Source organism: Halomonas sp. CSM-2 (assembly GCF_002119345.1).
Taxonomy (GTDB): domain Bacteria; phylum Pseudomonadota; class Gammaproteobacteria; order Pseudomonadales; family Halomonadaceae; genus Vreelandella; species Vreelandella janggokensis.
Window position 1 is genome coordinate 166,097 of sequence record NZ_NBYR01000009.1, and the last position, 24,679, is coordinate 190,775.

Genomic DNA, 24,679 nt, shown 5'->3' on the forward strand with positions numbered 1-24,679 from the left:
TGCTCAATCGAGATCGTAGCCCAGGCTCTTCAGCGCGCGCTCATCGTCTGACCAGCCACGTTTAACCTTCACCCACAGATTCAGCATGACTTTGGTACCCAGCGCACGCTCCATATCCAGGCGCGCCTCACGGCCAATGCTCTTGATGCGCTCGCCATTTTCACCGATCAAAATGACTTTCTGCCCCTGGCGTTCCACCAGAATCAGCGCACTGATGTGGGTCACGCGCTCAGTTTCGCGAAACTCTTCTATTTCCACGGTCATCTGATAGGGCAACTCGTCACCCAACTGGCGCATGACTTTTTCCCGCACCAGCTCAGCCGCCATGAACCGCAGGCTACGATCGGTAATCTGGTCTTCGGGGAAATAGTGAATGCTTTCGGGAAGATGCTTGGCAACCTCTTCCTCGAGGGTATCTACCTGGGTACCATGCTTGGCGGAAATGGGCACAATGGCGGCAAACTCACGGCGCGCTCCCACCTCGGAAAGCCAGGGGAGCAGGTCGCTTTTGTCATTGAGACGGTCCACCTTGTTAACCGCCAGGATGATGGGCGCATCGACGTGTTCAAGGCGCTTAAGCACCGCTTGGTCCTCATCGGTCCAACGAGTGCGGTCAATAATGAACACGACACAGTCAACGTCACGCAGGGCCTGGGTCGCCGCCTGGTTCATGAACCGGTTAATCGCTTTATTGCGATCTTTGGACATGATGTGCATGCCCGGTGTATCGACGTAAATAAACTGGGCGTCGCCTTCCGTCTTGATCCCCATCACCTGGTGGCGTGTGGTCTGCGGCCGCCGGGAGGTAATCGAAATCTTCTGCCCCAGAATACGATTCATCAAAGTGGATTTGCCGACATTGGGGCGGCCGACAATCGCAACGAATCCACAGGACTGGCTCATGCATTGTCTCCAGGACGTTTTTCAAGGTGGGCGAGCGCTTCTTCAGCGGCTTGCTGTTCTGCGTGGCGACGGCTGGGGCCTTTGCCCGTTGTGTGTTCGCTCAGCAGATCAATGTAACATTCCACAGTGAACATCTGGGCGTGGGCCTCCCCCTTGACGCTAACCACTTCGTAGCGGGGTAGCGCCGCCTGGCGAGACTGAAGAAATTCCTGCAGCCGTGTTTTAGGGTCTTTCTGGGTGTCCTGCAGCGATATACCCGCCAGCCGTTCGGCGTACCATGACAGGACACGCTCGCGAACGGCATCCATGCCTGCATCCAGGTAGATGGCACCGATCACCGCTTCTACCGCATCCGCCAGAATCGATTCCCGGCGATGCCCGCCGCTTTTCATTTCGCCTGAGCCTAACCGTAAGCATTCACCAAACGTCATTTCCCTGGCCAGCTCTGCCAGCGTTTGTCCTTTAACCAGACGCGCCCTCAGGCGCGATAGCTGACCTTCACGGGCCTGCGGAAAACGCTCATAAAGGGCTTCCGCAATCACGAAATTGACGATGGAATCGCCCAGAAACTCCAGGCGTTCATTATTGCGGCCGCCGTAACTGCGGTGGGTCATGGCCAGCTCTATCAGCGTAATATCGCCGAAGGTATGGCCAATACGTCGGCAAAAAGCGGTTAACGAAGTACTCACGGGGCCCCTACGTCATTGACGTCGACTAAAAATAAATGGTTATACATGACGATTGTTTTCATTACTCAATACGGCGCACGTCGGTAAAGCTTGGCAGACCACCATCCCAGTGCATCCAGACAGCAAAGGCGCGCCCGACAATATTGTCTTCAGGCACAAACCCCCAGTAACGGCTGTCGTTGGAGTGGTCGCGGTTGTCGCCCATGGTGAAATAGTGGCCTTCGGGCACCTCCACCTCACGCATCTGCGGCCCGGGATCACGGGGGTTGTTATAGATATAATGCTCCACGTCACCTAAACGCTCTTCAAATAACGGCTGCTGAGTCGCGCTCTCTTCCATCAGCTCCTTGGGCACCGGCTCGCCATTGATGTACAGCTGTTTGCCTTCATAGCGAATCTGGTCACCAGGCAGACCTACCACGCGTTTGATGAAGTTGACCGAGGGCTCTTCAGGGAAGCGAAACACCATGACATCGCCACGTTCAGGATCATCGACTTCAAGGAACCGCGTATTGACGACCGGTAGGCGCAGGCCATAAGCGAACTTGTTGACCAGAATAAAGTCGCCCACCTCAAGGGTCGGACGCATCGACCCGGAAGGGATTTGAAACGGCTCAACGATAAAGCTGCGTACCACCAGCACGACCAGCAATACCGGGAAGAATGAGCGCGAATAATCGACTAGCCATGGCTCTTTAAGCAGCTTTTCCCGGGTGGCCGAGTCCACCCCCTCTTGGGTATTGGCGTCGGCGCGCTCGACACGCTCCCGACGCTTGGGACGCAGCCAAACCACATCAAGCAAATAGATAACGCCAGAAAGCGCAACGGCAAGTACCAGCAGTAATGCAAAATCCATGGGTGGACGTCTTCCTTAGTCGTTAACCTTGAGTACAGCAAGGAAGGCTTCCTGGGGGATCTCCACCCGACCGACCTGCTTCATACGTTTCTTACCAGCTTTCTGTTTTTCCAGCAGTTTTTTCTTACGGCTAACATCACCGCCGTAACATTTTGCCGTCACGTTTTTACGCAGCGCTTTGACAGTGGAGCGCGCCACGACCTGCCCTCCGATAGCGGCCTGAATCGCCACGTCATACATTTGCCGGGGGATCAACTCTTTCATTTTCTCCACCAGCAGTCGACCCCGCGAGTGGGCGTGATCGCGGTGAATAATCACCGCGAGGGCATCTACTTTATCACCGTTAATCAGCACGTCCAGGCGGGCCAGTTGGGCCGCTTCAAAACGCTCAAAATTATATTCAAGCGACGCGTAACCCCGTGAAATAGACTTCAATCGATCAAAAAAGTCCATCACGACTTCAGACATCGGTAATTCGTAGGTCAACTGGATTTGGTTGCCGAGAAACTGCATGTCCAGCTGGGTGCCGCGACGGAGTTCACATTCGGAAATCACATTCCCGACAAACTCCTGGGGTACCAGAATACTTGCTCGCACAACGGGCTCGCGCATTTGCTCAACGTCGGCCATGTCGGGCAGCTTGGAGGGGTTCGATACGTAAAGGAGATCGCCATTTTTCATGGAAAGCTCGTAGACCACCGTGGGAGCGGTCGTCAGCAGGTCCAGATCGTATTCACGTTCCAGGCGCTCTTGAATGATCTCCATGTGGAGCGTGCCAAGAAAACCTACCCGGAAACCAAAGCCCAACGCATCCGAATTTTCAGGTTCGTATTCGAGCGAGGCATCGTTAAGTGCCAGCTTTTCCAACGCATCGCGAAAATCTTCATAATCATCGGAATTGACGGTGAAGATCCCGGCATACACCTGCGGTTTGACCTTTTTAAAGCCTGGCAGCCTGGGCACATCCGGTGTTTTGGTATGCGTGATGGTATCACCCACCGGGGCACCGTGAATGTCTTTAATACCCGCCACGATAAAGCCCACTTCGCCAGCACGCAGAATATCGGTCTGTTTGCGCAGCGGCGTAAAAATACCCACTTCAGTGGTATTCCAATCCCTATTTGTGGAATTGATTCGGATCTTGTCGCCTTTGCGCAGCGTACCGTCAAACAGGCGAACCAACGACACAACCCCAAGGTAGTTATCAAACCACGAGTCGATAATCAACGCTTGCAAGGGGGCGTCAGGGTCGCCTTTGGGGGGCGGTATATCGCGTACCAGACGTTCTAACAGCTCATCGATGCCAATCCCGCTTTTAGCGGACACCTGACAGGCATCGGTCGCATCAATGCCGATGATTTCCTCGACTTCCTGAGCCACCCTGTCAGGGTCGGCCTGGGGCAAGTCGATTTTATTCAGCACCGGCAATACTTCCAGGCCCTGTTCAACGGCGGTGTAGCAGTTGGCAACCGACTGGGCTTCAACCCCCTGAGCGGCATCGACAACCAGCAGCGCGCCCTCGCAGGCGTAAAGCGAGCGGGACACTTCATAAGAAAAGTCGACGTGCCCGGGCGTGTCGATAAAATTGAGCTGGTAGACCTGCCCGTCGGACGCGGTGTAGTCCAGCGTTACCGACTGAGCCTTGATGGTAATGCCACGCTCGCGTTCGATATCCATCGAGTCAAGCACTTGTTCTTTCAATTCGCGCTCGGTTAAACCACCACAGGTTTGAATCAACCGGTCTGATAGGGTGGATTTGCCGTGATCAATGTGCGCGATGATCGAGAAGTTTCTAATGTGCTTGATTTTGCTAACTGTTTCTTGGGTCATTGGCCGTTTTTATCCGGTATATGTACGCAACCATGTACGGTTAACAGTCTTGCTGTGGTATACGCAGTAGAAATTTGACGCCATTGTACCGTTACGACGGTCCCGGTGCTATGTGCAAAAAAAAGAGCAAAAAAAACGACAGCCCGTTAAGTGAAAACGGACTGCCGTTATAGAGAGGTTAATCAGTTACTCAAAGCGCAGCGCCACAAAGAGCGAGCGCCCCTCGCGATAGAGGCGTAGCGGAATCGCTCGATCAGTGGGCAACTCCTCCACGATGCGACGCAGCTCTTCAGGCGACGTTAAGCTGCGATGGTCCAGGCTCACCAGCACATCACCTGCACGCAGCCCTGCACGTGCTGCCACGCTATCGGGCTCTATTTCACGCACGATGACACCGCCTTCCAGGTTAAGTTGCTCACGGGTTTCCTGGTCAATTTCGGCCACCGACACCCCAAGGCGTACCTGACTATCGCTGGACGACGATGGTACAGACGCTTGTTCAACGTTCGGCCAGGTCCCCAGCTCGACTGACTCACTGCGCTCTTCTCCATCACGCATCAACAGCAAGTCCACTTCGTTGCCCGGCGCGACACGCCCGATCAGACGCGGCAGACTGCTCGAACTGTCCACGGTTTCGCCGTTGACTTCAAGGATCACATCACCTGCTTGAAGCCCGCCTTTCGCCGCCGGCCCTTCAGGGTCAAGATCAGCGATTAGCGCGCCTTCGGCTTCTTCCATGCCGAATGACTCGGCCAGGTCACGGGATACGGGCTGTATCATCACCCCTAACCAGCCACGGTTAACGTACCCATCTTCGCGAAGCTGATCGGCCACATCCATCGCGACATTGATCGGGATGGCGAAGGAAACGCCCATGAACCCGCCGCTTCGCGTGAAAATCTGTGAATTGATACCAATAACTTCGCCATCGAGATTGAACAGCGGACCACCGGAGTTACCCGGGTTGATCGCCACATCGGTTTGAATGAACGGCACGTAGGCATCCCGCGGAAGCGTGCGATTGATCGCACTGATAATGCCAGCGGTCACCGAATGATCGAATCCGAATGGAGAACCTATCGCCGCCACCCACTCACCGACGCGAAGCTCGTCGGAATCGCCGAGTTCTAGCGTGGGCAAATCACTTGCCTCCACCTTCAAAAGCGCCACATCAGTTTGCGGATCACTGCCAATAAGCTCGGCGTTCAATTCACGACGGTCGTTCAAACGCACCAGAATTTCATCGGCATCCTGCACCACGTGGGCGTTGGTCATCACATAGCCGTCTTCACTGATAATGAAGCCAGAGCCCAGTGATTGGCGTTCTTCTGTTCGCCCACGACCGCTACCTGGAGGTGACGGGAAACGATCACTAAAATTATCGCCGAAGAAGTGGCGAAATATCTCGGGTATCTCCTGCCCGCCAAAATTGTCAAATGAGGGCCCGCCGCGCTGCACCGTGCGACTAGTGGAAATATTGACCACACCGGGGGCAGCGTCTTCAACGAGATCGGTAAAGTCAGGCAGATCCTGGGCGTGGGCGTTTTGCCCCAAAGCGAACAACACGACAAAGCATACCCACAATGTGGAGGAAAACATTAAGCGCTTCATGAGAACTCCTACTAAAAACACTATCATGCCAAGTTAATACAGCTCACAGCGAGCCATCCATCACGGTGCGTCGATCAATCGTGGGCGAAATAACTCCGCTCGCTGACCTAACGCATATTTAAGACCCACCATGCCACACATCAAGACACCAAAAAAAAGCCCCGGGGCAAGCCAGGTCGAATCACTCACCACACTCCCCAGGCCGGCGACCACCAATCCGGCCAGAAGCGGAAACCCGTAGACCAACCACGTCAACCGAGTCACTGAGGTTTTTTCTATCGCCACCGTTACCTCGCTGTTCAGTGGCGGAACGGGGTCTCCTTCCCAACATGCTGGTACGTCTATTTCCAACTGCCACGAGCGGGGACGCGAGAGAAGCCCCAGCCCACAACCCTGCCCTTTCGCGCATTGAGTGCAGCCAGACGATGCCGTCGCTTCAACGATAATCCCCTTGTCGTGGTAGCCCACTACCCGCGCCTTGCGCTCAATAAACGTCTTGCTCGGTAATATCGGCATCACTTCCCTCTCCACAAGTCGCCGAGGAGTGATCACCCAATCGGCACCCACAAAAAATGGACGTTGAAATAGAGAGAAGCTCTTTTCAACGTCCATTTATCACTTTCCATGTTGGCCGCTCGTTTTGTTGATCAGCGTTGGCCCAAGGGCTCTGTCACTCCTGCGGACCGCATCAACGTCGACCCTTGATCGGCTTGATATCCTGCTGCGCCTTGGGTCTGTTGCTCAAGATAAGACTGCAGCATGCGCAGTTGTTCAATGTCGATATTCGTCCCTTGCTGGGCCGAGACAGCCTGCTGGGAACTAGGCCCCACGAAGCCACCTTCACTGACATTCATCAGGCCGCTGCCCGAGGCTTGCGCGTTCATACGAAAAGGGGTCTGCTCGAACATGGGCATTTCGTTTTGCCCAGCGCCCGCTGCCTGGCCACCGGAGACAGCCGGTGTGGCGGCAAGATTGACCGGCTGCACCTGGTTAGAGGCAGGCGTCGTAGTGGTTGCTACCCCTTCATTACCACCCTGCTCGACAGTTCCGGCATTGTTGCCGAAAAACTGAACGCCGGTAATCACCATCAGCGAAACTGCCGCTGCCACGCCGGCACCACGTGCGAAAGACACGCTTCCAGCACTACGGCTTACCATCGAGTCGTCTTCCGACGCGGGTGTGGGTTCACTCTGCAAATGAGCCATTACGCCAGCGGAAAGATCAACACTCACATCCACGTCCCGTTCGCGCCGCATCATGCTGCGTGCCAAATGATAGCGTCGCCACGTATCAGCGGCATCATCATCGTTCGGTAGTGCCTTCAACACTCGGCGCAGTTCAAGCTCATCACTTTCGCTATCCATCAATGCCGAAAGTGATTCCCGTGTGTTTTGACTCATACTTCACACCCTCACACTGTTGAGAAGAAGCGCTGATGCCATCGTAATAGGTTGCTTTTACGCTGATTCACCGGCTGCTTCGCTGTCGCTTCCCATTGGGGAATGTAATGGCTTTGACGATGATGACACCAAACAGTTCACGGTGATCAGTCATTTTTCGCCATTCACGTTTAATCTACCCACATTGACCATTAATCATCGCGACTGTTCCGTGCCGTGGACACCAGGGGGCGAATATGTTCGTCAACGGCCTCGCGAGCACGAAAAATGCGCGAACGCACCGTACCCACCGGACACTGCATCACCTGTGCAATATCTTCATACGCCAGCCCGTCAAGTTCACGCAGCGTAATCGCGGTGCGCAAATCATCCGGCAGCTTTTCGATCGCCTCATAAACGGCGGCTTCCAGCTGGTCACGTGCAATCGACGCTTCGGGAGACTCGGCATCAGCCAGGCGACCGCTTTGGTCGACGATTTCGGCATCGGATATATCCAGATCGCTGCCGGGTGGACGCCGCCCGCGGGATACCAGGTGATTTTTGGCAGTATTGATCGCAATGCGATACATCCAGGTATAAAAGGCACTTTCCGAGCGAAACTTTCCCAGCGCTCGATAGGCCTTGATAAAAGCCTCTTGAGCGACGTCGTGAACTTCGGCATGGTCATGGACATAGCGCCCAATCAGGCCAATAATTTTATGCTGGTATTTCTTTACCAGCAGATCAAATGCACGTGTATCGCCTTTTTGGGCACGTTCTACAAGCTGTTGATCTGTTTCATGAGTGCCCATTCACACGCTCCCCCCACCCGGACGGTGACCGCCGAGCGCAACTCTTCCTTTAAACCCGATACATTGGGTGTTGACAGCAAGCAACATAACGTTCCTTGGGCATTGGTTAATCATTCGAATGACATGAATTGGCACTGTAACGTGATCGCCTTTTGATAGCTAAGTGTTACGCGTTCTGCACGGCGCATCAAGCGTTTACCCCTTGAACAAAACCCAGCGGCTGACTTCAATTTACCTCGCCAAGTTCCGCAACAATTGATTTTTACTGCGCTGACAAGCGATAGTAGGCGGCATGAATCGACCATCACGCATGCACAGGTAGCACAATGTCAGATCAGCAGGTCAATAATCTTAACGTCCTTGCCCAGGATGTACTTACCACCCCCGAAACCCTCAAGCAGGATGTGCCGCTTACCGACGCTGCCGAGCGCACCGTGATCGAGGGTCGCCATACCATCCAGCGTATTCTGGAAGGCAGCGATCCACGCTTGCTGATGGTAGTGGGCCCTTGCTCTATTCACGATGTCGATGCCGCTCTGGATTATGCCAAGCGCCTTCGTAAACTGGCGGATGAGGTCAGCGACAGCCTGTATATCGTGATGCGGGTGTATTTTGAAAAGCCCCGCACGACCGTCGGCTGGAAAGGCCTGATCAACGACCCGCACATCAACGACTCGTTTGAAATCGACGAAGGCCTGCATATCGCCCGCAAGCTGCTGGTCGACCTTGCCGAGATCGGCTTGCCACTGGCTACCGAAGCTCTCGACCCGATCTCCCCCCAGTATCTGCAGGACTGCATCAGCTGGTCAGCTATCGGCGCACGCACCACCGAATCGCAAACCCACCGCGAGATGGCCTCGGGCTTGTCTTCACCTGTCGGTTTCAAGAACGGCACCGATGGCAGCCTGGATGTGGCGATCAATGCGCTGCAATCCGTTGCCAGCCCACACAATTTTCTGGGTATCAACCAGTCGGGGCAAGTCGCCATCATCCGCACCCGCGGTAACGGCTATGGCCACGTGGTACTGCGCGGCGGCAACGGCAAGCCCAACTACGATAGCGTGAGCGTTGCCCTGGCCGAGAAAGAGCTGAAAAAAGCCAACCTTTCCGCCAATATCATGATCGACTGCTCCCACGCCAACTCGAACAAGGACGCGGCACTTCAGCCCCTGGTTCTCGAAAACGTGACCAATCAGATATTGGAGGGCAATACGTCCATCATCGGTTTGATGGTGGAATCCAATATTGGCTGGGGCAATCAAAAAGTTCCGGCCGATCTGAAAGACCTTCAATACGGCGTTTCGATTACCGATGCCTGTATCGACTGGCAGACGACCGTTGACGCCTTTACCCAGATGAACGACAAGCTGGCACCGGTTCTGACCAAGCGCCGCCCGTCGTAACCCTACCTGTCGCCCACCGCGTTGAGTGCGGTGGGCGTCATGTCACGAAGCGATTTCACGCCTGAAGGGTGGTAGCGCATCCAGCAACGCCTGACCGTAGCGTCGCGTGATGACGCGCTTATCCAGCAGGGTGATCGTGCCTTTATCGCTTTCCTTGCGGATCAGCCGACCGCAGGCTTGTACCAGCTTGATCGATGCATCCGGCACGCTGATGCGCATGAACGGGTTGCCGCCCTGGCTTTCAATCCATTCGGCAAGCGTCGCCCCCACGGGATCATCCGGCACCGCAAAGGGTAACCGTGTGATGACCACATGGGTCAGGTAATCACCGGGTAGGTCGATACCCTCGGCAAAGCTGGCCAGACCGAAAATAATACTGCCCTTGCCGCTATCCACCGCCGTGCGATGACGCTCAATCAGTTCCCGCTTGGGCAATGCATCCTGAGCCAGCACGCGCTCCCTGACGGCCTCACTCAGCGCTTTCTCGACCCCTCGCAGCTGCGCCCTGGATGAGAACAGCACCAGCGCCGCCTCGCGATCCGCCAGTTGGGTCACAAAGTCGACGATCGCCTTTTCGTGGGCGTCACGGTCACTCGGGTCCGTCGCTTCCTTGGGCACACTCAGCACGGCATTGGCGTAATCAAACGGACTGGGCAGTGCCTGATAGCGGTAGCGATTGGCAAGCCCTGCCCGTTCCTGGAGCCGCTCGAAGCGACCCAGCGCCGTCAAGGTTGCCGAGGTGACAACAGCGCCATGACAGCGCCCCCAAAGGTGCTTGGCCAATGTGTGTGCGGCGGATACCGGGCTTGCCGAAAATTCGATTTCCGGCTCGCCAGCCACCCGGCTCAAGGTGATCCAGCGAGCGCTCGGCGGCGCATTGGCCGCGTCACGGTCGCTGAACGCTTGCCACAGTGAGTGGGCATCCAGCGCCCGTCCGTGAAGCAGCGCCACCAGTGGCAGCCAGGTTTCCGCCTGTTCGCGGTCCAGGCCTGTCTGCTTGTCTGGATCGAGGCTTTCGCGCAGTACATCGCTGATGCTTTCAAGGCTGCGCGACAAGGTAGCAAACAGGGTCAACAACTGCTCGGCCTGCTCGCGCAGCGCATCAGGAATCTCGCCTTTCTCAAACCGCGACTGCAGCGTGCTTTCTTCGTCCGACAGACCATTCGCGCGCCCGGCGAGCTGGTGGCCTGTGCTGAACACATCGCCCAACGCCGGTTCCAGCGTATGAATAAGTTCGGGCAAACCGGCAAGCAACCGGGCAACCGTCGGCTGGACAGCAAGCCCTTGATTCAGATCCGTCAAGCTGCTCTTGAGGGTTTTCAGCCAGCGCAGGCAACCATTGACGGCAAAGCGGTGGGCAAAATGCGACAGCGCCTTGTCAGGCAGATGGTGGCCTTCATCAAACACGAAAATACAGTCGGCGGGATCCGGCAGGATGGCCCCGCCACCCAGCGCCAAGTCCGCCAACACCAGATCGTGGTTGGCCACGATGACATCGGCGTTTTCCAGTTCCCGGCGGGAGCGAAAAAACGCGCAGGCACCAAAATGGCCGCAGCGGCGTCCGGTACACTGGCGATGATCGACGGTCAATCGACGCCAGTGGGCATCGTCAATCGCATGCGGCCAGTTATCACGATCGCCCTCCCACTCACCCTGCCCGTAGGCCTCGGCCATATCGCTGGCAATCACGCCAAGGTCACTACTCTGCGCCTGTTGCGACTGCTCGAACAGCGAAAGCGTGGGGTTTGGCTCCGCGCCTTCCAGCGCCTGATCCAGTCGCGCGACGCAGACATAACGCCCACGCCCCTTGGCCAACGCATAACGAAACGCCAGACCGCTGTGGCTGGCCAGGGATGGCAGGTCGTGGTTGAGCACCTGCTCCTGGAGCGCCACGGTGGCGGTGGAGATGATCAACCGCTTGCCACGTGCCTTGGCGATGGGCAGCGCGGCTATCAGGTAGGCCAGGGTTTTGCCCGTTCCAGTACCCGCCTCCAGCACACAAACGTGGTTATCACTTTTGCGCTTGCCTTCGTCGTCGCTCTCGATGCCACCCAGCGTGCGGGCAATTTCAGCGATCATCAGCCGCTGCCCGTAGCGCGGGGTCAAATCAAGGTTTTCCACCACGCGACGGTAGGCGTCCTGAATCTCGCTTTTAAGGGCAGTATCCAGCATGCGGCTTAGAGCATACCTTCCGGCGGATGTTCGCAGGGCAGCTTGTCGTTGATATAGCGCTCGATCTCAGGCAGAGAAAAAGCATCTTCTTCACCGACAAAACTGATGGAGACGCCTTTTGCGCCTGCCCGGCCGGTCCGCCCGATACGGTGAACGTAATCTTCCGGGTCTTCCGGCAGCGTGTAGTTGATCACGTGACTGACGTCTTCGATATGAATGCCGCGCCCTGCCACATCGGTGGCCACCAGCACCTGGATTTCGCCTTCGCGGAAGCTTTCCAGGGTCTTGATACGTTGGTTTTGCGGCACATCGCCCGACAGCATGGCGGCACTGACACCGGCTTTCTTGAGCAGACTGTCGAGTTGGCGCACCAGGTCACGGCGATTGCCGAACACCATCACCCGCTCGAAGCTTTCCTGCTCCAAGAGCTTGACCAGCAGACGCTGCTTGTCATCGTCAGAGACCAGATAGACCCGCTGGTCGATGTCGGCCTGATTCTCGACGGTCACTTCGATCTCAACGTGGGCTGGGTTCAGCGTCCATTGACTGGCCAGATTGAGAATATCGTCGGTGAAGGTGGCCGAGAACAGAAAGGTCTGGCGCTCTTCTTTCTTGGGCGTGTAGCGAATGATTCGCTTCACATCGGGAATGAAGCCCATCGACAGCATGCGGTCGGCCTCATCCAGCACCAGCACCTCGACCTCGGAAAGATCGATATCGCGCTTCTCGTGAAAATCGAGCAGACGGCCAGGCGTGGCGACAAGAAGGTCGATCTTTTTGCCAAGGCTGTCGCGTTGCTTCTGATAATCCATCCCGCCCACAACACTTGCCACATTCAGCTTGGTAAAACGGGCAAGGGCCTTGGCGTCTTTCTCGATCTGCAGTGCCAGTTCACGGGTGGGGGCGATAATCAGCGCACGCGGCGCGCCGGGCTTCTGCCCATCCGGTGTTGGCTCCTCGAGAAAATAGGCCAGCGCCGACATCAAGAAGGCAGCGGTTTTTCCGGTACCGGTCTGTGCCTTGCCGACAATATCGCCGCCGAGCAGCGTATGGCGCAGTGCCTCTGCCTGAATGGGCGTGCAGTACTCAAACCCTTGAGCATGAATCGCGCGCATTAACGGCAGCGGCAGATCGAAGTCATGAAAGCGCCATTTGCCGGCCACGGCAGGCACCTGAAACTGACGGAGATCCCAATTCGACTGACGACGACGCGGCTTCCGACGACGACGTTTAGGTTTGCGATTCTGGGCCGATGCTGTGGTCTGTTCCGACTCGCTCATAGGCTATCTATCTGTCCATTGCTGTGGATATTAGTCATCTTGACGCGCGCATTGTAACAGGGCTTGGCGATAAGAGCGCGCCCTGCTGTCGAAGGAGGTTGCTAGGCTGTTAGAATAGGCCCATTACCGAACCAAGGAGCGCGATATGACGCGTAAGAAAAAGACCCGTTCGCTGGCGGATAAAGTAACCATCAAAACCGGTCGGCGTAAAGATTATAAAAAGTGGCGTCATGATAACCCTGACCAGGTGACATCATCACGCCGTTTTGTGGCAAAAAAACAGCAGCAACGCAAACTTCAGGCAGTGCGCAAGCTGGCCCGCCAGCAGAGTGGGCAACATATCGCCATTCACCCTGACAAGGATACGGATAACCCGCCGGGAGATCGTTCGTGATGCGCCTTGTTTCTTTCAACATCAATGGCATTCGCGCGCGACTTCATCAACTGCAGGCATTGATCGATTCGCAAAAGCCCGACGTGATCGGCCTTCAAGAAACCAAGGTGCAGGATAGCGAGTTCCCGCTTGCCGATGTAGAGGCCATGGGCTATCACGTTTTCTACTATGGCCAAAAAGGTCACTACGGCGTTGCAATGCTGTGCCGTCACAAGCCACAAGCCGTCTTTTACGGCTTCCCTGACGACGAGGAAGACGCTCAGCGGCGGATGATCGGCGTCAAACTCCTCGCCGACGACGGCCAGCCCGTCACCGTGTGGAACGGCTATTTCCCCCAGGGGGAAAATATCGACCACCCCACCAAGTTCCCGTACAAGACCCGCTTTTACCAACAGCTGGCGCGCCTGCTTGATGAGCAGCACCAACCCGACGAGCGCGTGGCGGTAATGGGGGACTTTAACATTTCGCCCGAGGACCAGGATATCGGCATCGGCGAAGCCAATCGCAAACGCTGGCTGCGCGAAGGCAAAACCAGCTTTCAGCCCATCGAGCGTGAATGGCTGGAAGGCATCAAGGGGTGGGGCTTGAGCGACAGCTACCGGCTTTGCCACCCAACCGATGCTGAGTGGTTCAGCTGGTTTGATTATCGCTCCAAGGGGTTTGATCGTGAACCCAAGCGCGGGCTGCGCATCGACTATATTCTGGTTACCCAACCGCTGGCCGAGCGTATCAGCGACGCAGGGATCGACTATGCGCTGCGCGGTATGCAGCGGCCCTCCGATCACGCGCCAACCTGGAGCGATTTTTCGCTTACCCTGGCACCGGCGGAATAACCGCGGCGGCCAGCTTTATAGTGAATGGGGCGGCGACTGCTCAAGCGTCGCCAGCCACTCACCCGCTTGGTCATCGCCCAGCGACTGGGCACGCGACAGCGCCTTCTCGGCACGTTCATCCTGCCCCCAGGCAAAAGCGAGCTGACCATACTGACGCCAGTCGCTGCCCTCTTTGCTCAGTGTCGCTAACGCCTGCCAGGCATCAAGCGCCTGAGTCCTATCGCGGGCTTGATGCCATGCGTTCGCCAACAGGCGGAGCGAGGTCTCATCCCGTACGATGTCGCCCGATTCAAGCCATGTCTCAAGATACTCGGCGGCCCGGGCGGGCGTTCCCCCCGCCATGTGCAGGTTTATCAATTGCCAGCGGTCACCGTCTTCATCCAGCCTGCCCAGCTTCCAGGCGGTATCCCACAGCGCCGCGGCGATACCCGGCTGACCGGACTGCTGAGCGAGCCCGGCGGCTTCGCGCCAGTGAGCCCCATCACTGCCTTCATCAAGCCCGCCCAGCAACAGGTCAAGCGCCTGATCGGTTTGCTGGGTGCGCTGATAGACAACCAGCGCCAACCTGCGCTGGGTAGCATCAGGCTCAGCGGTTTGGTTCAGGCTACGTTCAAGCCATTCCCCCGCTTCCTGCCAACGCTGGTCGTCGGCGAGCCAACGGGTCAGTTTCCAGTAATCCTCGGCAGGGGCAGCGGCGTCCTGGGACTCGAGCCACTCGGCAAGTAAGTCGCTGGCCTGCGTCGTTTGCCCCGCCGCGTGGCGCAACGACACTTCTTCGCGCAGCCAGCGGGCCACCTGGGCTTGCTCGCCCGCGGCCAGTTCACGCGCTTGCGCCAATCGATTTGCGGCATCACCCGGCTGGCCCTGGTGCGCCAGTGCGTTAGCGGCAAGCTGCTGATACAGCGCGCTAGCCCAGCGGTCAGCCGCGTTACCCGTTTGCAGGCGGGTTGCTTGCTGGGTGGCCCGGGAGACCACGCTGGCGTATTGCGCTTCGCGTAGTTGCGTTTGCAAGCGGTTCAGGTCGCCAATGATATCGCCGGGAAGCGCCGGGCTGGCGTTGGCAAACGATGCCCACAAGCCGATTAAACAGATGCACCCCCATACACGCATGGTCATACCTCAATAAAGTCGTTAGCGCAGCTGAAACTCGATCCGCTGGGTCGCGTTGCGCAACCGATCGCTAGGCTCGAACTGCCACTGCGCAATCGCGTCGCGGGCCGCATCGTCAAACACCCGGCGTGGCTGGGCATCCGTAATGCGAATCGAAGAGCCATCAACGCTGCCGTCGCGACGAATGGTAAACGATACCTCAACAAACCCCTCCATGCCGCGACGCTGAGCGCGAGCAGGGTACGTCGGATTGACCCGGCTGGTCGGCGCGGCCTGACCGACATTGACCGGTTCATCCGACACTTCCTGCGGCGCTTCTGGCGCTGCCTCGCGCTCGGCATCGGAAGGCTCGGTTTCACTTGGCTGAGCAACGGGGTCGGGCTGCGGCGTTGGTTCAGGGGCCGGTTCCGGTTCTGGAGGCGGCTCGGGTTCCGGCTCGGGCGTCGCCTCGGTCAATTCCGGCAATTCACTCTCCATCTCCACCGGCTCGTCGGGCGGCTCGGGTAGATCAATCTCCGGCAAGGCAATGGTACTGTCGGACACCGGGGGCGGCTCGGGGGTCGGCATCGGCTGCGGCAGAGGCAGAGGCGTGGGTGCCTGTTCGGTTTCCGGGGGAGGCGCCTCTTCCTGCGGGGCGACGTCGGGTGCCTCCACCATGTTCATCGAGACCGTCTGCTCTGGTGGTTCCACCTGTTCATCCGGCGGCGCGACCAGCAATGCCAACAGCCAAAACAGCCCAATCGCCAAGATCCCACCACTCACCATGGATAATGCCTGGCGTATCATTGGCCGCTCCGGTTAGCCGCCACCGCCACCTGGTCCACGCCGGCCTGTTCAAGACGGTCCATCACTTCAATCAGCAGCCCGGTCGTCGACTCGCGATCCGCCTGGATGACGACCGAGCCATCCTCGCTGATCATCCCGGCGACTTCTTCGCCCACCCGGTGGGCGTCGATCGCGCGACCATCCACCCATACCGCCCCTTCGGGCGAAAGCGCAACCAATACCTGGGCATCGGGCCTGGGGCTTGCGTCACTCGACTCCGGTCGGTTGATTTCAATCCCGCTTTCCTTGATAAAACTGGTTGTGACGATAAAGAAAATCAGCATGATGAACACCACGTCCAGCATCGGCGTGAGGTTCACCTCGGTATTTTCGTCAGCGCTGCCCATCGAACGTCGTCTACGCATCATTTTCCTCCACTGCCCGCGCCATCCGGTCGTGCAACCGCTGATCCTCGCGCCGAATGATGTGTTCCAGGCGACTGATGAATAAAAGCCCGACCACGGCAATTGCCATGCCGGTCAACGTTGGCAACGTTGCCCTTGCCACGCCATCGGCCATTGCCCGGGCCTGGTGTGTATCACTCAGCGATAGACTGTCGAAGACGCCGATCATGCCCGTCACGGTACCCAGCAAGCCAAACAGCGGGCATAACGCCACCAGCAGCTTCAACCAGGGCAGCGGACGGCGCAGACGGATCACAAGGTCCTCCGTCCAGACGTTGCGCAGCGTGCGAGCACTCCAGCTATGATGGTCATCTCGCCTGGCCCAGCGATTGACAAGCTGGCGGCGCGCTCGCCGCCAGGTCATGCGGTAGAACCAGAAGCGCTCAATGGCCATGCCAAATACCAGCAACGCCACAACGGCCAGTACGACCAGCACCAAGCCACCCGCACTCATGAGCCGTTCGACGGGTTCGAGCCAAAGGGGAACGGTCACCATATCATCTCACCGACGCGTCTTGGGAAGGCTGCTGCGCTTCCAGATGGTCGGCCAGCGCGGCACTTGCCCGACCTTCAATGACATGAGTGAGGTGGCGACTGCGGCTTGACAGCGCCGTCTGCGCGAACAGCAGCGGCACGGCGGTAATCAGGCCAAGGACGGTCGTCACCAGCGCCTGGCTGATCCCACCCGCCATTAGCTGTGGGTCGCCGGTGCCAAACACCGTGATCGCCTGGAAGGTCACGATCATGCCGGTGACCGTGCCCAACAGCCCCAGCAAGGGCGCGATGGCCGCCAGCAGCTTGACAATCGGCTGCCCCCGTTCCAGACGGGGCAGCTCGGCGAGCACTGCCTCATCCAGGCGTGCTTCCAGTGCTTCCGGCGTCTGATGCTTATCCATTCCTTCAAAGCGCAGCAGCACACGCCCAAGCGGATTATGATCCGTGAGTTGATCGGTGCTTTTGAGCTGGCGGTTCACCCGCTGGCTGGTAGCCAGCAGATACAGGTATTGCAGCAAAGCGACCAGTAGACCGACGCCCCCCAAGGCAACGACCACATAGCCGACGTACCCGCCTTGATGGAAACGCTCCATCAGAGTAGGACGCTGCGCCAGGGCATCGATCACGCTACCTCGAGTTGGGTCCATGGCCATCACGCGCGTATCGCCCTGATGATAAGCGGCCAGATAATCAGCTATTTCCGCTGGAGTACGGGGCAGCACCGTCAGATGCCCATCATCGTCCTGGCGCAGTAAATCGGTGCTGGTAAACGCTGCAAAATCCCCCAGCCGCACGACGGTCTGAGGCGCAATTTCGCCATTGGCATCGGCCACGGGACGTTCAAGCCGCTCCGCATTGCCGGTGTTGCGCGTCAACGTGGCGAGCCTGTCGACCACGTCTTCCAGCACCTCCTGCTCGAGTACGTTGACGTCACTCAGCCGTGGCGGCAACGCTTCTTCGTTCAGGGTCAGCCAGCTATCTTCGCCCAGTGCGTTACGCACCTCGTTACTGTGCTGGTTGAGCGCATCCAGCAGATTGCTCAGCGCTTCGCCCTGCTCTGACTGACGCGCCGCCAGGCGCTCCGCCTCGGCCGACTGAGCGGCGTCCTGTGCCTGCAAGGCATCGTGACGCGACTGGGCGGCTTGCTGGCGATCCCGCGCCTGCTCCAGTGCCTCCTCAAGCGCCGCCTGGTCGTCCAGCAGCTTGATCAAGCGCTGCTGATCACGAATTTCAGCGGCTTCGCGGGCTTCACGCAGTGAGGTTGCCTCTTGCGACTGCGCGTTCGCCAACGGGCTCAAGCTGGTCAGCCCCATCAGCAGCGCTACCATCACATAACGATGGCACTTCTTGAGATCGCGTATCATGGCTGCTCTCCCTGATCGGCCGAGACGGTGATGGAGAGCGGCAGCGTCAGGATATCCGGCGCCCGCTGGTCTTCCGCTATCCGCAGCCCGTCACGCACCGCCTGAAGGTGTTCGGCACTCAACGACTGCCACTCGCCGTCCTCGGCATTCCATACGCCGCCCTCGCGGCCATCGGGTGTCAGGTAGTAAAAACCGATACGCCCGATGCGCAGGAAGTCCACTTCCAGTTGCTGATCATCGTCTAAGCGCAAACGCCCACGCCAGGTATCCATTTCACGGCCGTAATCCAGCTCCGTGCGCCAGATATCGAGCATGCTTTCAATCTGCTCGGCGGGCTCCGCACCCTCGTCGTTTTTCAAGGTTTCGATGCGGGCCAGCCGCTGCTCTTTAAGAAACGGCAGATCGCGTTCGATCCACTGGGTGAGCTGGGCTTGCATGTTCTGCTCAATGTCCGGCAGCGCGGCGCGCGTATCGGCCAGGGTATCCAGCGCGGAAGCCAGGCGGGCCTGCCGCTCGGCTTCCTCGGCCAAGCGGCCCGCTAACGAGGCGTTCTGGGATTCAAGCTGGCGAGTATCGCGCTCTAGCTCGCGCAGCTCTTGCAGCGCGGCCCGGGTCTGTTCATCGGCGCTATCTATCTGCTGTTGAAGCTCGGCTTGAAGCTGCTGGGCATCAATACCTTGACTGGCCTGCTCGAGCGTCTCGTCACTTGCCATTAGCGAACTGCTGGCCAGCATGCACGCTAGCCAGCAGCCCTGCATGGCAAAGAAAGGCTTATTCAGCACATCGACTCTCCGTCACTGATCACTGGCAGTCACCCTGCCGCTATAGAGAACACATCAAATATAAGAACGAGTTGCGTTTCATATCGAGTGCCCATAGCCTACCCACTTATAAAATAAATGACAATATTTATCATTAGCGTTCAGCTAACTTTAGCCTGCTACAAAACAAAAAAGGGAGCCGCTGGGGCTCCCGATCTTTATTAGACTGTGTGCTCAATGATTGTCTAGAAAGCCCAATCATCGTCTTCGGTGGCGACGGCCTTACCAATCACATAGGACGACCCTGAGCCGGAAAAGAAGTCGTGGTTCTCATCGGCATTCGGCGATAGCGCCGCCATGATCGTGGGGTCCACATCCGTTTCACTGCTGGGGAAAAGCGGCTCGAAGCCGAGGTTCATCAGCGCCTTGTTGGCGTTGTAGTGAAGGAACTTTTTGACATCTTCGGTCAGGCCAACCTCGTCGTACAGCGACTCGGTATAGCGGACTTCGTTGTCGTAAAGCTCCAGCAGCAGCTCGTAGGCGTAGTCCTTGACCTCCTGCTGACGCTCCGGCGTTGCCTCAGCCAAATCCTGCTGGAACTTGTAGCCGATGTAATAGCCGTGCACCGCTTCGTCGCGGATGATCAGGCGGATCAGGTCCGCCGTGTTGGTCAATTTGGCGTGGCTCGACCAGTACATCGGCAGGTAGAAGCCGGAGTAGAACAGGAACGACTCCAGGAAAACACTGGCCACCTTGCGCATCAGCGGATCGTCTGAGCGATAGCGGCCGAGAATCAGCTCCGACTTGGCCTGCAGCGTCGGATTTTCTTCACTCCAGCGAAAGGCATCGTCGACATCCCGGGTGGTGCACAGCGTCGAGAAAATCGAGCTGTAGGAGCGCGCATGAACCGATTCCATAAAGGCGATATTGGTGTAGACCGCCTCTTCGTGGGGCGTGCGCGCGTCTTCCATGAGTACCGGTGCGCCGACACTGCTCTGTATGGTATCCAGCAGCGTCAAGCCGGTGAACACGCGAATGGTCAGCTGTTTCTCTTTATCCGTCAGCGTATTCCACGACTGGATATCGTTGGACAGCGGGACTTTTTCCGGCAGCCAGAAGTTACTGGTCAAACGGTTCCACACTTCGAGATCTTTATCGTCTTGCAGACGGTTCCAGTTAATCGCATCGACCCGCGATAAACGTTGCATCATGTTCATATCGTCAGTCTCTTGAAAGTCGTCGGACGCTTAAAGCGTGCAGGATACGCAGCCTTCAACCTCTGTACCTTCCAGCGCACTCTGGCGCAGGCGGATGTAATAGAGGGTCTTGATGCCCTTCCGCCAGGCGTAAATCTGCGCCTTGTTGATATCACGCGTGGTGGCGGTATCCGGGAAGAACAGGGTCAGCGACAGGCCCTGGTCGACGTGCTTGGACGCCTCGGCGTAGGTGTCGATAATCTTTTCAGGACCAATCTCGTAGGCGTCCTGGAAGTAATCAAAGTTGGCTTCGTTGAGGAACGGTGCCGGGTAGTAAACCCGCCCCAGCTTGCCTTCCTTGCGGATCTCGATCTTGGCCGCGACCGGGTGAATGCTCGACGTCGAGTGATTAATGTAGGAAATCGAGCCCGTGGGCGGAACGGCCTGCAGGTTGCGGTTATACAGCCCGTGCGCCATGACGCTGGCTTTCAGCTCTTGCCAGTCCTGCTGGGTCGGCAAGGCGATACCGCTGCGCTCGAAAAGCCCACGCACTTTTTCGGTCCGCGGCTCCCAGGCGTGTTCGGTGTACTGATCGAAGAACTCACCCGACGCGTAGGTAGAGTCGGCAAAACCGGCGAAGGTATCGCCGTGCTCGATTGCCAGACGATTTGACGCCCGCAGCGCGTGAAAGGCGATGCAGTAGAAATACAGATTGGTAAAGTCCAGGCCTTCATCCGAGCCGTAATAGATATGCTCGCGGGCCAGGAAGCCATGCAGGTTCATCTGCCCAAGACCGATCGCCCGGGACTTGGCATTACCTTCCGCGATGGAGGGAACGCTGCTCAGGTTGCTCATTTCCGACACGGCCGTCAGACCGCGAATGGCCACCTCGACGCTGGTGCCGATATCGCCCGAGTCCATCACCTTGGCGATGTTCATCGACCCCAGGTTGCAGGAGATATCCTGGCCGATATGCCGATAGCCGAGATCTTCGTCATAATCCGTCGGCGTGTTCACCTGAAGGATTTCCGAGCACAGGTTGCTCATGTTGATCCGGCCCGCGATGGGGTTGGCGCGGTTTACCGTATCTTCGAACATGATGTACGGGTAGCCGGACTCGAACTGCAGTTCGGCCAGGGTCTGGAAAAATGCCCGTGCGTTGATCTTCTGCTTGCGGATACGCGCGTCCGCCACCATTTCGTGATACTTCTCGGTCACGCTGATATCACCGAAGGGCACGCCGTAGACCCGCTCTACGTCATAGGGCGAGAACAGGTACATATCTTCGTTGCGCTTGGCGAGTTCGAAGGTGATATCGGGAATCGTCACCCCTAGCGAGAGCGTTTTAATGCGGATTTTTTCATCGGCATTTTCACGCTTGGTATCCAGGAAGCGCAGGATATCGGGATGGTGAGCGTTCAGGTACACAGCACCGGCCCCCTGACGCGCGCCGAGCTGGTTGGCGTAGGAAAACGCATCCTCCAGCAGCTTCATGATCGGGATAATCCCCGACGACTGGTTTTCAATGCGCTTGATGGGGGCGCCTGACTCACGAATATTGCTGAGCAGGAAGGCAACGCCACCGCCACGCTTGGAAAGCTGCAGCGCCGAATTGATCGAGCGGCCGATCGACTCCATGTTGTCTTCGATGCGCAGCAAAAAGCACGACACCAGTTCACCGCGCTGCTGCTTACCGCAGTTCAGGAAGGTGGGGGTCGCCGGCTGGAAACGGCCGCTGATAATTTCATCGACCAGCGACTTGGCCAGGGTTTCATCCCCACGCGCCAGGGCAAGCGCGACCATGCAAACGCGGTCTTCGTAGCGTTCAAGGTAACGCTTGCCATCAAAGGTCTTCAGCGTATAGCTGGTGTAATACTTGAAGGCGCCAAGGAAGCTTGGAAAACGAAACTTGTAGGCATACGCCTGCTCGAACAGTGCCTTGACGAAAGAAAAGTCATACTGCGCCAGCGTGCCCGCTTCGTAGTACTGCTCTTCCACCAGATAATCGAGCTTCTCTTCGAGGGAATGGAAGAACACGGTGTTCTGATTGACATGCTGCAAGAAGTACTGACGCGCGGCTTCGCGGTCTTTATCCAACTGCAGTTCGCCGTTGGCGCCGTAAAGATTCAGCATGGCGTTCAGCGCATGGTAATCCATGGTGCGACCGTCGCTTGCCGCCGCAGGCCTTTGCGTTTCAGTGACGTTTTTTGAGGCTAGCGTTGTCGTTTCCAAAACTCTTCTACTCCTTCACGGACCTTGGCGACGTCTTCGTCGGTGCCAAACAGTTCGAATCGATAAAGCAACGGTACCTGGCATTTTTCCGCAATGATGCGGCCCGCCAAGCCATACGCGTCGCCAAAGTTGGTGTTACCCGCGGCAATCACCCCGCGTATCAGGTGGCGATTGTGCTCGTCATTCAGGAACCGGATCACTTGACCCGGCACCGCGCCCTTCGCCTGGCCGCCACCATAGGTGGGCGTTACCAAAATGTAAGGCTGATCCACCTGGGGTACCGGCGCTTCCCGATTAAGCGGCAAGCGCTGTGCAACCAAACCTGTTTTTTCAATGAAACGGTGGGTATTACCTGATTTGGTGGAAAAGTACACCAGATTGCCGACCATGGAGGGCGTGCGTCCATCTGTCAGCATGGGTAACTTACGCCAGGGCTTGGATGCGGTCTGGACGGAAGCCTGACCAATGGTCTTCACCGGCAACGACGACCGGCAACTGACGATAGCCCAGCGCTTCAACTTCTTCCTGGGCACCCGATTCGGCGGTGATGTCGATCACGGTATAAGGAAGTCCCTGCTTGTCCAGCGCGCGATAGGTAGCGGTGCACTGAACACAGGCTGGCTTGCTATAAATTTGAATTTCCATGGTCATTTCCCTTTTCATAGCGGCATTTTTCGGGTAGGGCATATCTTGTGCCCGCCCCCTATAGAAGCTACAACGCATACTATATATAGACCATCAGAAAATCAATTCAAGCATATGTGGTATTTTTCATCCACAGGATATTGACAGCTATTGCCCATTACTATTCACGACAGCAAAAAAAACCGCCTCCGATTAAGGAGGCGGTTTTTAAGCAGACACCATCAGATGGCGTCATACGTAGCGCGGCTAGGGGTTAGGCGGTGGCCGCTTGGTAGCGACGTTCGACGTCTTCCCAGTTCACTACGTTAAAGAAAGCGGCGACATAGTCAGGGCGCTTGTTCTGGTACTTGAGGTAGTACGCATGCTCCCAGACATCCAGGCCTAACACCGGCGTATTGCCGTGCATCAGCGGGCTGTCCTGGTTCAGTGTGTTTTCAACGACCAGTTTTTTCTCGGGCGTGACGGATAGCCAGGCCCAGCCACTACCGAAACGACCAAGCGCTGCTTTTTTGAACGCTTCCTGGAAAGCCTCAAAACCGCCTAACTCGGCATCGATAGCCTTGGCCACGCCGCCTTGTGGCTGACCGCCGCCATTGGGTGACATCATTTGCCAGAACATGGAGTGGTTGGCGTGACCACCGCCGTTATTGATGACGGGCTGACGCTTGTCTTCCGGAACACGGTCCAGGTTGGACACAAGCTCTTCCACCGGCACGTCCTCAAGCCCGGTGCCTTCCAGCGCAGCATTCAGGTTGGTGACATAGGTGTTGTGGTGACGAGAATGGTGGATCTCCATGGTCATCGCATCAATGTGCGGTTCTAGCGCATCGTACGCGTAGGGTAACTCTGGAAGTGTATGTGCCATATTGATCATCTCCTTTCAGTGGCTTTCTTTGCGTTCAGCAATATCCGGTTTCAATAACTAGGTATGGTCACCTCATTGCTTTTTCAACCGCAAGGGGGCTGATTTCGCTTTTGCCCCAGCATTTTAGTCAACTAATGAGAGTTTATCTAACCCAGCTCATATAAAAAAGCCGACTTCACATGAAGTCGGCTTTTAATTTCGAGATTTCAGATGGTTACAGCTTACCTTCCAGCTCTGGGAGGATCTCGAACAGATCGCCCACCAGGCCATAATCGGCAACCTGGAAGATCGGCGCTTCGTCGTCCTTGTTGATCGCGACAATCACCTTGGAGTCTTTCATGCCCGCCAGGTGCTGGATGGCACCGGAAATCCCCACCGCGATATACAGCTCCGGGGCAACGATTTTACCGGTCTGACCGACCTGCATGTCGTTGGGAACAAAGCCGGCATCAACCGCGGCGCGGGAGGCACCAATCGCCGCCCCAAGCTTGTCGGCAATGCCATCGAGCAGCTTGAAGTTCTCACCGTTGCCCATGCCGCGACCACCGGAGATGACCACCTTGGCGCCACCCAGCTCCGGGCGGTCCGACTCGGCCAGTTCCTGCTTGACGAAACTGGAC

The 24,679-nt window shown here is 57.3% G+C and carries 24 protein-coding genes and 1 pseudogene; 3 read left to right on the forward strand and 22 right to left on the reverse strand.

Features of this window, described 5'->3' with window-relative positions:
- Positions 1–3: 3 nt before the first annotated feature.
- The 8 genes from era to rpoE form a co-directional block, all read right to left on the reverse strand.
- Entirely contained in the window at positions 4–903 is a 900-nt protein-coding gene (gene era, locus B7L15_RS09790; RefSeq protein ID WP_085918787.1) for a GTPase Era, read from the reverse strand.
- The gene (gene rnc, locus B7L15_RS09795; protein WP_066320021.1) at positions 900–1,592 is read right to left on the reverse strand and encodes a ribonuclease III; all 693 of its coding nucleotides are present in this window, start codon (positions 1,590–1,592) and stop codon (positions 900–902) included. The genes era and rnc overlap by 4 nt, the downstream gene beginning before the upstream one ends.
- Positions 1,593–1,653: 61 nt before the next feature.
- A complete protein-coding gene (gene lepB, locus B7L15_RS09800; RefSeq protein WP_085918788.1) occupies positions 1,654–2,448 on the reverse strand; it encodes a signal peptidase I in 795 nt (264 codons plus the stop codon).
- A gap of 15 nt (positions 2,449–2,463) precedes the next feature.
- The gene (gene lepA / locus B7L15_RS09805) at positions 2,464–4,278 is read right to left on the reverse strand and encodes a translation elongation factor 4 (RefSeq protein WP_085918789.1); all 1,815 of its coding nucleotides are present in this window, start codon (positions 4,276–4,278) and stop codon (positions 2,464–2,466) included.
- A gap of 186 nt (positions 4,279–4,464) precedes the next feature.
- Entirely contained in the window at positions 4,465–5,889 is a 1,425-nt protein-coding gene (locus B7L15_RS09810; RefSeq protein WP_085918790.1) for a DegQ family serine endoprotease, read from the reverse strand.
- 60 nt (positions 5,890–5,949) lie between these two features.
- Positions 5,950–6,501 (reverse strand): SoxR reducing system RseC family protein, encoded by a 552-nt coding sequence (locus B7L15_RS09815; RefSeq protein WP_085918791.1) that lies wholly within the window; start codon positions 6,499–6,501, stop codon positions 5,950–5,952.
- 35 nt (positions 6,502–6,536) lie between these two features.
- The gene (locus tag B7L15_RS09820; RefSeq protein WP_085918792.1) at positions 6,537–7,289 is read right to left on the reverse strand and encodes a sigma-E factor negative regulatory protein; all 753 of its coding nucleotides are present in this window, start codon (positions 7,287–7,289) and stop codon (positions 6,537–6,539) included.
- 191 nt (positions 7,290–7,480) lie between these two features.
- Entirely contained in the window at positions 7,481–8,080 is a 600-nt protein-coding gene (gene rpoE, locus B7L15_RS09825; protein WP_066320008.1) for an RNA polymerase sigma factor RpoE, read from the reverse strand.
- 326 nt (positions 8,081–8,406) lie between these two features.
- Between rpoE and B7L15_RS09830 the strand changes: the two genes are divergently transcribed.
- Positions 8,407–9,483, forward strand: a complete 1,077-nt coding sequence (locus tag B7L15_RS09830; RefSeq protein WP_085918793.1) for a 3-deoxy-7-phosphoheptulonate synthase — start codon at positions 8,407–8,409, stop codon at positions 9,481–9,483.
- 42 nt (positions 9,484–9,525) lie between these two features.
- Here the strand turns inward: B7L15_RS09830 and dinG are convergent, their stop codons facing one another.
- Both dinG and rhlB read right to left on the reverse strand, forming a co-directional pair.
- A complete protein-coding gene (dinG, locus tag B7L15_RS09835; RefSeq protein ID WP_085918794.1) occupies positions 9,526–11,655 on the reverse strand; it encodes an ATP-dependent DNA helicase DinG in 2,130 nt (709 codons plus the stop codon).
- Positions 11,656–11,660: 5 nt separating this feature from the next.
- Positions 11,661–12,935 (reverse strand): ATP-dependent RNA helicase RhlB, encoded by a 1,275-nt coding sequence (gene rhlB / locus B7L15_RS09840; protein WP_085918795.1) that lies wholly within the window; start codon positions 12,933–12,935, stop codon positions 11,661–11,663.
- A gap of 145 nt (positions 12,936–13,080) precedes the next feature.
- Here rhlB and B7L15_RS09845 point away from each other — a divergent pair, with 145 nt between their 5' ends.
- Complete coding sequence (locus B7L15_RS09845; RefSeq protein ID WP_085918796.1) at positions 13,081–13,329, forward strand: hypothetical protein; 249 nt, start codon at positions 13,081–13,083, stop codon at positions 13,327–13,329.
- Complete coding sequence (xthA, locus tag B7L15_RS09850) at positions 13,329–14,162, forward strand: exodeoxyribonuclease III (protein ID WP_085918797.1); 834 nt, start codon at positions 13,329–13,331, stop codon at positions 14,160–14,162. The genes B7L15_RS09845 and xthA overlap by 1 nt, the downstream gene beginning before the upstream one ends.
- Before the next feature lie 15 nt (positions 14,163–14,177).
- On the opposite strand, the gene B7L15_RS09855 is transcribed toward xthA, so the two are convergent.
- The 12 genes and pseudogenes from B7L15_RS09855 to B7L15_RS09910 form a co-directional block, all read right to left on the reverse strand.
- On the reverse strand, positions 14,178–15,278 hold the full coding sequence (locus B7L15_RS09855) for a tetratricopeptide repeat protein (RefSeq protein WP_254902913.1): 1,101 nt from the start codon (positions 15,276–15,278) through the stop codon (positions 14,178–14,180).
- 15 nt (positions 15,279–15,293) lie between these two features.
- Complete coding sequence (locus tag B7L15_RS09860) at positions 15,294–16,058, reverse strand: energy transducer TonB (RefSeq protein ID WP_085918799.1); 765 nt, start codon at positions 16,056–16,058, stop codon at positions 15,294–15,296.
- The gene (locus B7L15_RS09865) at positions 16,055–16,462 is read right to left on the reverse strand and encodes an ExbD/TolR family protein (protein WP_085918800.1); all 408 of its coding nucleotides are present in this window, start codon (positions 16,460–16,462) and stop codon (positions 16,055–16,057) included. The genes B7L15_RS09860 and B7L15_RS09865 overlap by 4 nt, the downstream gene beginning before the upstream one ends.
- On the reverse strand, positions 16,455–16,997 hold the full coding sequence (locus tag B7L15_RS09870; RefSeq protein ID WP_085918801.1) for a MotA/TolQ/ExbB proton channel family protein: 543 nt from the start codon (positions 16,995–16,997) through the stop codon (positions 16,455–16,457). Before B7L15_RS09870 ends, B7L15_RS09865 begins: the two co-directional genes overlap by 8 nt.
- Position 16,998: 1 nt before the next feature.
- Positions 16,999–18,360, reverse strand: coding sequence for a MotA/TolQ/ExbB proton channel family protein (locus B7L15_RS09875; protein ID WP_254902914.1), 1,362 nt, complete (start codon positions 18,358–18,360; stop codon positions 16,999–17,001).
- Positions 18,357–19,142, reverse strand: coding sequence for a DUF3450 domain-containing protein (locus tag B7L15_RS09880; RefSeq protein ID WP_085918802.1), 786 nt, complete (start codon positions 19,140–19,142; stop codon positions 18,357–18,359). Before B7L15_RS09880 ends, B7L15_RS09875 begins: the two co-directional genes overlap by 4 nt.
- A gap of 224 nt (positions 19,143–19,366) precedes the next feature.
- A pseudogene (nrdF, locus tag B7L15_RS09885) lies at positions 19,367–20,341 on the reverse strand (class 1b ribonucleoside-diphosphate reductase subunit beta); the annotation flags it as partial.
- A gap of 27 nt (positions 20,342–20,368) precedes the next feature.
- Positions 20,369–22,549, reverse strand: a complete 2,181-nt coding sequence (nrdE, locus tag B7L15_RS09890; RefSeq protein WP_441316952.1) for a class 1b ribonucleoside-diphosphate reductase subunit alpha — start codon at positions 22,547–22,549, stop codon at positions 20,369–20,371.
- Positions 22,531–22,965, reverse strand: a complete 435-nt coding sequence (gene nrdI, locus B7L15_RS09895) for a class Ib ribonucleoside-diphosphate reductase assembly flavoprotein NrdI (protein WP_254902915.1) — start codon at positions 22,963–22,965, stop codon at positions 22,531–22,533. The genes nrdE and nrdI overlap by 19 nt, the downstream gene beginning before the upstream one ends.
- Before the next feature lie 7 nt (positions 22,966–22,972).
- A complete protein-coding gene (nrdH, locus tag B7L15_RS09900; protein ID WP_066320999.1) occupies positions 22,973–23,194 on the reverse strand; it encodes a glutaredoxin-like protein NrdH in 222 nt (73 codons plus the stop codon).
- A 253-nt stretch (positions 23,195–23,447) separates the two neighbouring features.
- Positions 23,448–24,059 carry a superoxide dismutase gene (locus B7L15_RS09905; protein ID WP_085918820.1) on the reverse strand — a complete coding sequence of 204 codons (612 nt, stop codon included), beginning with the start codon at positions 24,057–24,059 and terminating at the stop codon, positions 23,448–23,450.
- 214 nt (positions 24,060–24,273) lie between these two features.
- The coding region (locus B7L15_RS09910; RefSeq protein ID WP_217808016.1) for an FAD-binding protein at positions 24,274–24,679 on the reverse strand (406 nt) is incomplete at its 5' end.